Source organism: Saccharothrix sp., from assembly GCF_031180885.1.
GTDB lineage: Bacteria > Actinomycetota > Actinomycetes > Mycobacteriales > Pseudonocardiaceae > Actinosynnema.
The window spans coordinates 1-10,014 of the sequence record NZ_JAPSLK010000009.1 but is presented as its reverse complement, the minus strand read 5'-3'; the positions used below and the strand labels follow the sequence as shown (position 1 = coordinate 10,014).

The following is a 10,014-nucleotide window of genomic DNA, read 5'->3' as shown; positions in this document are numbered from 1 at the left end:
CCCGGGTCGTCCGGCTGACCGGCGGCGCACAGTCCTTTGTAGACAGTGCCTTCGACGCCCTCACCGAACCCGCCGAAACACAACCCGCCGAAACACAACCCGCCGAAACACAACCCGCCGAAACACATCCCGCCGGAGCGCTCACCGAACCCGCCGGGGCGCTGACCGGCTGACGCGGCTCACCGGCTGAGCCGGCGGCGCACCACCTCGAAGCACAGCACGGCCGCCGCCGACGCCACGTTCAACGACTCGACGCCCGCCGCCATCGGGATGGACAGCCACCCGGTGACGTGCGGGCGGACGTCGTCGGAGATCCCGGTGGACTCGCTGCCCAGCACGTACGCGGCCCGTTCGGGCAGGTCGGCGGTGTAGATCGAGTCGCGGGCGCCCGCGTCCAGGGCGTAGATCGGGTACCCGGCGGCGGCCAACTCGGCCGCCGCCTCCCCGGCCGTCGCGCACTTGAGCACCGGCGCGCGGAACGCCACCCCGGCCGACGCCTTCACCACCAGCGGGTCGATCGACGCCACCCCGCGCCGGGGCACGACGATGCCGTCCAGGCCGGCGGCGGTCGCGGTGCGCAGGATCATGCCGACGTTCGCGGGCGTGGTGATCCCGTCGAGCAGCAGCACCCCGCGCGGCCGGTCCGCGAGCCCCAGCGCGAGCGGCCTCATCCGGGGTGCGACGACGTCCGCGAGCACGCCCTGGTCGTGCCGCCCGTTGCCCGCGAGCACCTTCACCCGCTGCGCCGTGGCCCGCTGCACCGCCACCCCGCGCCGCCGGGCCGCGTCCAGGATCTCCTTCGCCGCCGGACCCCGCGCACCCTCCGCGAGCAGCACTTTGTCGACCTCAAGCCGAGGGTCGTCCAAGGCCTCCAACACGGGCTTGCGGCCATAGACAGTGACAAAGCGGTCCTTGGGCGAAATATCCACTGTGACATTTTGCCGCTCCTTCGTCGCGGCGGCCCGGCCGCCTGGAAGTCGGCTTGTCGCGTCGCGTTTCGCTCCGATAGAAGGACGTGATCGGAGCGAAAGGCGACGCGACGAGCCGACGCGGCCGGGCGGGATCAGCATCCTCCACCCGAATGGGGCTTGTGCTTCGCCTGTCAATCATGATGATCGTCACATGACCCCGCGCGACGAGGCGCACCGTCTGTTGGCCAGCGGCCGGGAGGCGGACGTCTACCTGCGTCCGGACGGCCTGTTGCTCAAGCGCAGCCGCACCGGGCGCGACCTGCGGCAAGAGGCCCGGCTCATGCGGCACCTGAGCGCGCACGGCATCCCCGTGCCGCGCGTCCAGGACGCATCGGAGACCGACCTGGTCATGGAGTACGTCCCCGGCCCGCGCATGTCGCAGGAGCTGGACGCCAAGCCGTGGCGCGCGGGTGCCCTCGGTCACGAGCTGGCGGACCTGCACCGCAAGCTCGACGATGTCCCCGCCCCGGACTTCCTGCACGGCGACGGCTGCCTGCTGCACCTCGATTTGCACCCCGGCAACGTCGTCCTCGGTCCCGAGGGTCCGGTGGTCGTGGACTGGGCGAACGCGGCCAGGGGCGACCGCAAGGTGGACGTGGCGCTGAGCTGGCTGGCCATCGCCGTCGCCCCGCTGCGCCCGTTCAAGCGCCTCGCCCGCAACCTGCTGATGAAGAGCTTCCTGTCGAACGTGGACGTCGAGGTGCGCAAGGCGATGCCCGCCGCCGCCGCGATCCGGCTGGCCCGGCACGCCCGGGACGCCGCCGAGGTCGACGCGGTGAACCGCCTCGTCGCCCGCTGCACCGACTAGCCTGGCGGCATGCCCGACCGACTCTCCGCGCTGGACGCCTCGTTCCTGTACCTGGAGGACTCCACGACGCCGATGCACGTCGGTGGGGTCGCGGTGTTCCGCCGGCCGAAGGCGGGTTTCGACTACGACCGGCTGGTCGACCTGATCGAGCAGCGGCTGTCGCTGGTCCCGCGCTACCGGCAGAAGGTCGTGCACGTGCCCGGCCGGCTGGCCCGCCCGGTGTGGGTGGACGACCCGGACTTCGACGTCACCTACCACGTCCGCCGCTCCGCGCTGCCCAAGCCGGGCACCGACGGCCAGCTGCACGACCTGGTCGCGCGCCTGATGTCCCGGCCGCTGGACCACGCCCGGCCGCTGTGGGAGATCTACCTGGTCGAGGGCCTGGCGCGGAACCGCACGGCGGTGATCACCAAGACCCACCAGGCCATGGTGGACGGCATCGGCGCGCCCGAGATCGGCCAGGTCATCCTGGACGTGTCCGCCACGCCCCGCCCGCCGGTGGAGTCGCTGTGGATGCCGCAGCCCGAGCCGAGCGGCCTGCAACTGGTCGCCGACGCCGTCGCCGAGGTCGTGCAGCGGCCCGGTGAGCTGGTGGAGAACGTCCGCTCGGCCGCCATGGACACCGTGGCCACGGTCCGCAAGGTCGCCGGCGCGCTGGGCGGCCTGGCCTCCGCCGTGCGCACGGCCGCCACCCCGGCCCCCGGCAGCCCGCTGAACGTGCGGATCTCGCCGCAGCGCCGGTTCGCGGTGGCCCGGACCAAGCTGGACGACCTGCGCGCCATCCGCCGCGTCCACGGCGGCACGGTCAACGACGCCGTCCTGGCCGTCCTGTCCGGCGCGCTGCGGACGTGGCTGCTGTCGCGCGGCGAGGTCGTCACCGGCCACACGACCATGCGGGCGATGGCCCCGATGTCGGTGCGCGACGACGACCAGAACGGCAGCCGGGTGTCCGCGTACCTGGTGGACCTGCCGGTCGGCGAGCCCAACCCGGTCGTGCGGCTGCACCACGTCAGCCACGCCATGCGCGCCCACCAGGAGTCCGGCCACTCGGTCGCCGCGGAGACCCTGGTCCGGTTCTCCGGCTTCGCGCCGCCGACCCTGCACGCCCTGGGCGCGCGGGCGGCGAGCTCGTTCTCGCGGCGGCTGTTCAACGTGGTGGTGACCAACGTGCCGGGTCCCCAGGTGCCGTTGTACGCGGCGGGGGCGAAGATGACCGAGATGTTCCCGGTCGTCCCCCTGGCCAAGAACCAGGCCCTGTCGATCGGGGTCACGTCCTACGACGGCGGCGTGTACTTCGGGCTCAACGCCGACCGGGACGCGATGTCCGATGTGGACGTCCTCGCGGCGATGGTCGAGGAGTCGGTGGAGGAACTGATGGGGACGGTGTCTTGATGAGGGTGTACCTCCCGGCGACCGTGGCGATGCTGCGCGACCTGGTGGAGCAGGGCGAGTTCACGCCCGTGGGCGGCACCGGCTTCGCGCTGACGCCCGCGCTGCGCGAGTCCTACGCGACCGGCGACACCGAGGAACTGGAGTACTCGGCGATGCTCGACGCGGCGCGCGCGTCCCTGCGGCTGATCGCGGGCGAGGACAAGGGCGTGCCCCGGCGGGCCGTCGTGGCGGTCGACGTCGACGAGGTGAAGCTGCGCCCCGACCTGGACTTCTCGGTGGTGAAGGTGACCGGGTCGGTGCCGTTGAAGAAGATCGCGGCGATCCACCTCGACACCTCCGACGCCGAGGACGCCGTGCGCGAGGCGGCGGAGGTCGTGGACGCGGCCGACATGGGCGACCCGGACGCGGAGTTCGCGCTCGGCGAGGCCGAGGACCACGAACTGGCCTGGTACGCGCCCCAGGAACTGCCGTTCTTGCTGGAGCTGATGTAGGGCTACATGCCGGGCGCGGGCTCCCACAGCTCGACCCGGTTGCCCTCGGGGTCGACGACCCAGCCGAACTTGCCGTACTCGGAGTCCTCGGTCTGCGGCAGGACCTCGACGTGGCGCGCGCGCAGCCGGGTGAGCAGGGCGTCGAGGTCGTCGACCCGGAAGTTGAGCATCGCGCGCTGACCGGGTTCGCCGAAGTACTCCGTGTCGTTGGCGAACAACGCGAACGTCGTGGTCTCCTCGGCGGTCCAGTGGAAGGTCACCGCGCCGTGCTCGGACATGGGCACGCCGAGGTGCTCGCGGTACCACCCGGCCAGCCGAACCGGGTTGCGCGCACGCAGGAAGACGCCGCCGATGCCGGTCACTTTCGCCACGGCTGCGCACCGTACTACCGCGTGCCACGATGGCGGCATGGACGCGGTCACCTCAGTGCCTTCGCCGACCAACGAACCCGTCCGGAGCTACGGACCCGGGTCACCCGAGCGGGAGTCGCTGCGCCGGCGGATCGTCGGCATGGAGCGCGAGTCGCACGAGTTGACCATGACCATCGGCGGCCTCCAGCGGATGGCGGGCGGCGACCGGTTCGACGTCGTCCAGCCCCACGACCACCGGCACGTGCTGGGCGTCTCGGCGCAGGCCACCCGCGCCGACGTCGAGGACGCGATCACCGCCGCCGGCCGGGCGGCGCCGGCGTGGCAGGAGCTGCCGTTCGACGAACGCGCGGCCGTGCTGCTGCGGGCGGCGGACCTGCTGGCCGGGCCGTGGCGGGACACCCTGAACGCGGCGACCGTCCTCGGCCAGTCCAAGTCGGTCCAGCAGGCCGAGATCGACTCGGCGTGCGAACTGATCGACTTCCTGCGGTTCAACGTCCACTTCGCGAGCCGGCTCCTGGCCGAACAGCCGGCGTCCGCGCCGGGCCAGCGCAACCGCTTCGACCACCGGCCGCTGGACGGGTTCGTCCTCGCGATCACCCCGTTCAACTTCACCGCGATCGCCGGCAACCTGCCCCTGGCGCCCGCGCTGATGGGCAACACCGTGGTGTGGAAGCCGTCCCCGACCCAGCAGTTGGCGGCCCACCACACCATGCGGCTGCTGGAGGCGGCCGGCCTGCCGCCCGGTGTGGTCAACATGGTGACCGGCGACGGCCAGGCGGTCAGCGAGGTGGCCCTGGCGCACCCGTCGTTCGCCGGCCTGCACTTCACCGGCTCCACGAAGACGTTCAAGGCCCTGTGGCGCACCATGGCCGAGAACCTGGACACCTACCGCTCGTACCCGAGGGTCGTGGGGGAGACCGGCGGCAAGGACTTCATCGTGGCCCACGCGTCCGCCGACCCGGACGCCCTGGTCACCGGCCTCGTGCGAGGCGCCTTCGAGTACCAGGGCCAGAAGTGCTCGGCTGCCTCCCGCGCCTACATCGCCCGCTCGGTCTGGGACACGACCCGCGACCGCCTGGTGGACACGACCAAGTCCCTGACCTACGGCGACGTCACCGACTTCACCCACTTCGGCGGCGCGGTGATCGACCGACGAGCCTTCGCCAAGCACCGGGACGCCCTGACCGCCGCCCGCTCCGACGACACCATCGACGTCCTGACCGGCGGAACGTGCGACGACTCGGTGGGCTACTTCGTCGACCCCACGATCCTGGTCGGCACCGACCCCCGCAACGACATCTTCACCACGGAGTACTTCGGCCCGATCCTCTCGGTCTTCGTCTACGCGGACGAGGACTACGCCGACATCCTGGACGTCGTCGACAACTCCACCCCGTACGCGTTGACCGGGGCGGTCTTCGCGACGGACCGGGCGGCGGTCCAGGAGGCGAGCAGGTCGCTGCGCTTCGCGGCGGGCAACTTCTACGTCAACGACAAGCCGACGGGCGCGGTGGTCGGCCAGCAGCCCTTCGGCGGCAGCCGGGGCTCGGGCACCAACGACAAGGCCGGCTCCATGTTCAACCTGATCCGCTGGACCAGCCCCAGGACGATCAAGGAAACCTTCGTGCCCCCGACCACGCACACCTACCCGCACATGTTCTGATCGGTCAGTCGTACTCCTCCAGCTTGCCCCGGGACTCCAGCAACCGCCGCAACGACGCCAGCCGGCCCGGTGACGCCTCGCCCGTTGTCACCAGCTCGTCCAACATGCAGTCCGGGTCCTCCGGCGGACCGAGGTGGCCGCACCCCGAAGGGCACTCCTCCGCCATCTCCTTCATGTCCGGGAACGCCTTCACGATGTCGTCCGGCGTGATGTGCGCGAGCCCGAACGAGCGGATGCCCGGCGTGTCCACCGCCCACCCGCCCTCGGGCAGCGGCAGCGCCACCGCCTGGGTCGACGTGTGCCGCCCCTTCCCGACCCCGCTCACCACGCCCACGGCCCGGTTCGCGTCCGGCACCAGCTTGTTCACCAACGTCGACTTGCCGACCCCGGAATGGCCGATCAACGCGGAAACCTTGTCCACCAAGCGTTCCCGCAAAGCCGCAGGGTCCACATCGGACCGCGTCACCACCACCGGCACGTTCAGCTCCGAGTACGCCGCCAGCAGTTCATCGGGCGACGCCAGGTCCGACTTCGTCAAGCACAGCAACGGTTCCAGCCCACCGGCGTAGGCGGCCACCAGGCACCGGTCGATGAACCCGCGCCGGGGCTCCGGCTCCGCCAGGGCCGACACGATGACCAACTGGGAGGCGTTCGCGACGACCACCCGTTCGAACGGGTCGGTGTCGTCGGCGGTCCGCCGCAGCACCGACGTCCGGTCCGCCACGCGCACGATGCGGGCCAGCGTGTCCGGCGCGCCGGAGGTGTCGCCGACGAGGCCGACCTGGTCGCCCACGACCACCGGGGTGCGGCCCAGTTCCCGGGCCCGCATGGCGGTGACCAGGCGGTCCGGGTCCTCCTCGACCGCGCACGTCCACCGGCCGCGGTCCACGCCGACGACCATGGCGGGTACCGCGTCGGAGTGCTCGGGTCGGCGCTTGCTGCGCGGCCGGGTCCCCTTGCCGGGGCGCACGCGCACGTCGGACTCGTCCAGCCGCCGCCAGTCCCGGGCCACGGTCAGCGCGCTCCCAGCATCGTCGCCCACATCCCCGGGAAGTCGGGGATCGTCTTGGTGGTCGACCCGATGTCGTCCACCGCCACACCGTCCACCACGAGCCCGATGATCGCACCGGCGGTGGCCATGCGGTGGTCCGCGTACGCCCGCCAGACCCCGCCGTGCAGCGGCGCCGGCGTGATGATCAGCCCGTCCTCGGTCTCTGATGCCGAACCACCCAGCCGGTTCACCTCAGCGGCCAACGCGGCGAGCCGATCGGTCTCGTGCCCCCGGATGTGGGCGACCCCGCGCACCTGCGTCCGCCCCTCCGCCAGGGCGGCCAGGGCGACCACGGTCGGCGTCAGCTCGCTCTCGTCCCGCAGGTCGATGTCCACACCGGTCAGCCGGCCAGGCCCGCGCACGGTCAGCCCTCGCTCGTCCACCACCACCGTGCAGCCGAAGCGCTCCAGGATGTCCTTCACCGCCGCGCCGGGCTGGGTCGTCGCCACCGGCCACCCCGGGATGGTCACCTCGCCACCGGTCACGGCCGCCGCCGCCAGGAACGGCATCGCGTTGGACAGGTCCGGCTCGATCGCGTACGCACGACCCGCGATCGGACCGGGTTCGACGCGCCACTCGTTCGGCGTCGCGTCGTCGACCACCACCCCGGCCTCGCGCAGCATCGACACCGTCATCTCGATGTGCGGCAGGGACGGCACGGGCTTGCCGTCGTGCACGACGGTCACCCCGCTCTCGTACCGGGCTCCGGACAGCAGCAGCCCGGACACGAACTGCGACGACGCCGACGCGTCGATCGTCACCTGCCCGCCCGGCAGGCCGCCCTTGCCGTGCAGGGTGAACGGCAGCGCGTCGCCGTCGATGTCCGCGCCCAGGGCGCGCAGCGCGTCGAGGATCGTGCCCATCGGCCGCACCCGCGCGTGCTCGTCGCCGTCGAACACGATCTCGCCCACGGCCAGCGCGGCGGCGGGCGGCAGGAACCGCATGACCGTGCCCGCCAGACCGCAGTCGACGGCCGCCGGCCCGTGCATCGGCAGCGGTGTGACCAGCCAAGACCCGTCGGGACCGTCGGTGATCTCCACGCCCAGCGACCGCAGCGCCGCGACCATCAGGTTGGTGTCGCGGCTGCGCAGCGGCGCGTGCAGGACGGACGGGCCGTCGGCGAGCGCGGCAAGCACGAGGGCGCGGTTGGTGATCGACTTGGAGCCGGGCACGGGTACCGTCGCGTGCACGGGGCCGTCGGCGGTGGGAGCGGACCACTGCTGAGTCATGGCCTGATGATTCCGCATCGGGTGGTCGACGGCTCGCACCGGTCGTGACGACGTGCGACGATGACCATTCGGAGGTGATCGGTTGTGTGCGGCAGGTACGCCTCCACCAAGAACCCGGCCCTGCTGGCGGCGGAGTTCGACGCGGTGGACGGCACCGAGGGTGATGCCCCGAACCCCGACTACAACGTGGCCCCCACCAAGCCGGTGCTCGCGGTCGTCGAGCGCCACCCCCGCGACGACGAGGGCAACCCGGACCCGGACGTCGTCGAGCGCAGCATCAGGGTGATGCGCTGGGGCCTGGTGCCGCACTGGGCCAAGGACCTGTCCGGCGCGGCCAAGATGATCAACGCGCGGGCGGAGAGCGTGCTGGAGAAGCCCGCATACCGCGACTCGGCGGCGAAGCGGCGGTGCCTGATCCCCGCCGACGGCTGGTACGAGTGGCAGCCCGGCGAGGGCCGCAAGCAGCCGTACTTCATCAACCCCGGCGACGGGTCCAGCCTGGCCATGGCGGGCATCTGGTCGGTGTGGTGGAAGCAGGAGGGTGACGAGCGCAAGCCGATCATCACCTGCGCGGTGCTCACCACCGACGCCATCGGCGAGATGACCCAGGTCCACCACCGCATGCCGCTGGTGCTCCCGCGCGACCGCTGGCACGACTGGCTGAACCCGGACAGCACCGACCCGAAGGCGCTGCTCACCCCGGACCTGGACCTGGTGAACTCGTTCGAGCTGCGGCCGGTGTCGATGAAGGTCAACAGCATCAAGAACAACGACCCGTCACTGGTCGAGCGCGTGTCGCTGACCGAGGACCAGGCGCCCGAGCCGACCCTGTTCGAGCTGAAATGACGTCTCGGACGATCCAGACACCCCACGGCCCGGCACGGGCCGAGCTGCACTGCTCTCGCGAGGGCCGAGCGGGCTTGCTGCTCGGCCACGGCGCCGGCGGCGGCATCGCGGCCCCGGACCTGGTGGCCGCCACCCGGGCCGCCGTGGACGCCGGCGTGCACGTGGCCCTGGTCGAACAGCCCTACCGGGTGGCCGGCCGCCGCGCGCCCGCGCCCGCGAAGCAGTTGGACGCGGCGTGGCTGGCGGTGGCCGAGGACCTGGGCGAGACCTGGTTCGACGAGATGCCCCTGCTGTTCGGCGGTCGGTCGTCCGGGGCGCGGGTGGCGTGCCGGACGGCGGCGGAGGGCCAGGCGGTGGCGGTGCTGTGCCTGGCGTTCCCGGTGCACCCGCCGGGCAAGCCGGAGAAGTCGCGGATGGACGAGCTGGCGGGCCTCGAAGTGCCGGCGCTGGTGGTCCAGGGCGAGAACGACCCGTTCGGCCGGCCGGAGTCGGCGCACCACCGCGAGGTCGTGCTGCTGCCCGGCGACCACAACCTGAAGGCCGACCTGGAGGGCCTGCGGCGAGCCGTCGGCGAGTGGCTGGACCGCATCCTGCGCCCCCTGGACTAGTCCGCGTCCGCTGGACTGACCGCGTCCCTGGACTGACCGCGTCCTGCAGTCGTCGCCTTCGCAGCCCCATGCTTGCAGTCTGCGTTGCCGCGCGGGCAGTCCGCCCGAGCGGACACACCTCAACTTGGGCTTCTTGCTTGTGTCATCCCCGTATGGCCCGCCCGAAGGGCTACCACATTTTTGGTCGGGTGCAGCCGAAAATTTTGTGAGGAACGAGCAAAATTTTTAGCGGCACCCGACCAAAAATGTGGTCGGCTTTGCCGGGTCATGCGGGGATGGCACAAGCAAGAAGCCCCCGCCGTTGTAGTTGTGTCATCCTTGGCGGCTCGCCCGCCGGCGAGGCGCTTTTGATCTTTAGAGCCGCGCTTACGCTCTCAAACCTACGCTTCGCGCGTGTAGACGCAACGCGCTCCGCGCTGCTGGAGGAGGAACGCGCTTCGCGCTCTTGAACAGCGCTGACGCGCTCACAAGCTCGAACGCGCTGCGCGCTCTCAAGATCAAAAGCGCCTCGCCGGCGGGCAGACCACCGATGGGGGAGGAAGGGCGTCGGTTCCCCCACCGCATGGCCTGGCAAAGCCAACCAC

General features: G+C 71.6%; 10 protein-coding genes. 6 read left to right on the top strand and 4 right to left on the bottom strand.

Annotated elements, in window-relative coordinates:
• Positions 1–179 precede the first annotated feature (179 nt).
• Positions 180–929, bottom strand: a complete 750-nt coding sequence (locus tag RIN75_RS14125; protein WP_309112351.1) for an RNA methyltransferase — start codon at positions 927–929, stop codon at positions 180–182.
• A 193-nt stretch (positions 930–1,122) separates the two neighbouring features.
• On the opposite strand from RIN75_RS14125, the gene RIN75_RS14120 reads away from it, so the two are divergent.
• Genes RIN75_RS14120 through RIN75_RS14110 form a run of 3 tightly spaced genes read left to right on the top strand, consistent with a single transcriptional unit; the run spans position 1,123 to position 3,662 of the window.
• A complete protein-coding gene (locus tag RIN75_RS14120; protein ID WP_309112350.1) occupies positions 1,123–1,779 on the top strand; it encodes a phosphotransferase in 657 nt (218 codons plus the stop codon).
• Positions 1,780–1,788: 9 nt separating this feature from the next.
• Positions 1,789–3,171 carry a wax ester/triacylglycerol synthase family O-acyltransferase gene (locus RIN75_RS14115; RefSeq protein WP_309112349.1) on the top strand — a complete coding sequence of 461 codons (1,383 nt, stop codon included), beginning with the start codon at positions 1,789–1,791 and terminating at the stop codon, positions 3,169–3,171.
• Positions 3,171–3,662, top strand: coding sequence for a DUF6912 family protein (locus RIN75_RS14110; protein WP_309112348.1), 492 nt, complete (start codon positions 3,171–3,173; stop codon positions 3,660–3,662). Before RIN75_RS14115 ends, RIN75_RS14110 begins: the two co-directional genes overlap by 1 nt.
• Before the next feature lie 2 nt (positions 3,663–3,664).
• Here RIN75_RS14110 and RIN75_RS14105 read toward each other — a convergent pair whose 3' ends face one another.
• Positions 3,665–4,033 (bottom strand): VOC family protein, encoded by a 369-nt coding sequence (locus RIN75_RS14105; RefSeq protein ID WP_309112347.1) that lies wholly within the window; start codon positions 4,031–4,033, stop codon positions 3,665–3,667.
• A 37-nt stretch (positions 4,034–4,070) separates the two neighbouring features.
• On the opposite strand from RIN75_RS14105, the gene pruA reads away from it, so the two are divergent.
• On the top strand, positions 4,071–5,696 hold the full coding sequence (gene pruA, locus RIN75_RS14100) for an L-glutamate gamma-semialdehyde dehydrogenase (protein WP_309112346.1): 1,626 nt from the start codon (positions 4,071–4,073) through the stop codon (positions 5,694–5,696).
• 4 nt (positions 5,697–5,700) lie between these two features.
• Here the strand turns inward: pruA and rsgA are convergent, their stop codons facing one another.
• On the bottom strand, positions 5,701–6,708 hold the full coding sequence (gene rsgA / locus RIN75_RS14095; protein ID WP_309112345.1) for a ribosome small subunit-dependent GTPase A: 1,008 nt from the start codon (positions 6,706–6,708) through the stop codon (positions 5,701–5,703).
• A gap of 2 nt (positions 6,709–6,710) precedes the next feature.
• A complete protein-coding gene (gene aroA / locus RIN75_RS14090; RefSeq protein WP_309112344.1) occupies positions 6,711–7,976 on the bottom strand; it encodes a 3-phosphoshikimate 1-carboxyvinyltransferase in 1,266 nt (421 codons plus the stop codon).
• A gap of 84 nt (positions 7,977–8,060) precedes the next feature.
• Here aroA and RIN75_RS14085 point away from each other — a divergent pair, with 84 nt between their 5' ends.
• Positions 8,061–8,822: an SOS response-associated peptidase gene (locus RIN75_RS14085; protein WP_309112343.1), complete on the top strand. Its 762-nt coding sequence runs from the start codon at positions 8,061–8,063 to the stop codon at positions 8,820–8,822.
• Positions 8,819–9,430 (top strand): alpha/beta family hydrolase, encoded by a 612-nt coding sequence (locus RIN75_RS14080; protein ID WP_309112342.1) that lies wholly within the window; start codon positions 8,819–8,821, stop codon positions 9,428–9,430. The genes RIN75_RS14085 and RIN75_RS14080 overlap by 4 nt, the downstream gene beginning before the upstream one ends.
• Positions 9,431–10,014: the final 584 nt, after the last annotated feature.

Excerpts from the sequence above, each read along its gene's own strand:
- RIN75_RS14120 (WP_309112350.1), top strand. The coding sequence starts at position 1,123 with ATGACCCCGCGCGACGAGGCGCACCGTCTGTTGGCCAGCGGCCGGGAG.
- RIN75_RS14115 (WP_309112349.1), top strand. The coding sequence starts at position 1,789 with ATGCCCGACCGACTCTCCGCGCTGGACGCCTCGTTCCTGTACCTGGAG.
- RIN75_RS14110 (WP_309112348.1), top strand. The coding sequence starts at position 3,171 with ATGAGGGTGTACCTCCCGGCGACCGTGGCGATGCTGCGCGACCTGGTG.
- pruA (WP_309112346.1), top strand. The coding sequence starts at position 4,071 with ATGGACGCGGTCACCTCAGTGCCTTCGCCGACCAACGAACCCGTCCGG.
- aroA (WP_309112344.1), bottom strand. The coding sequence starts at position 7,976 with ATGACTCAGCAGTGGTCCGCTCCCACCGCCGACGGCCCCGTGCACGCG.
- RIN75_RS14080 (WP_309112342.1), top strand. The coding sequence starts at position 8,819 with ATGACGTCTCGGACGATCCAGACACCCCACGGCCCGGCACGGGCCGAG.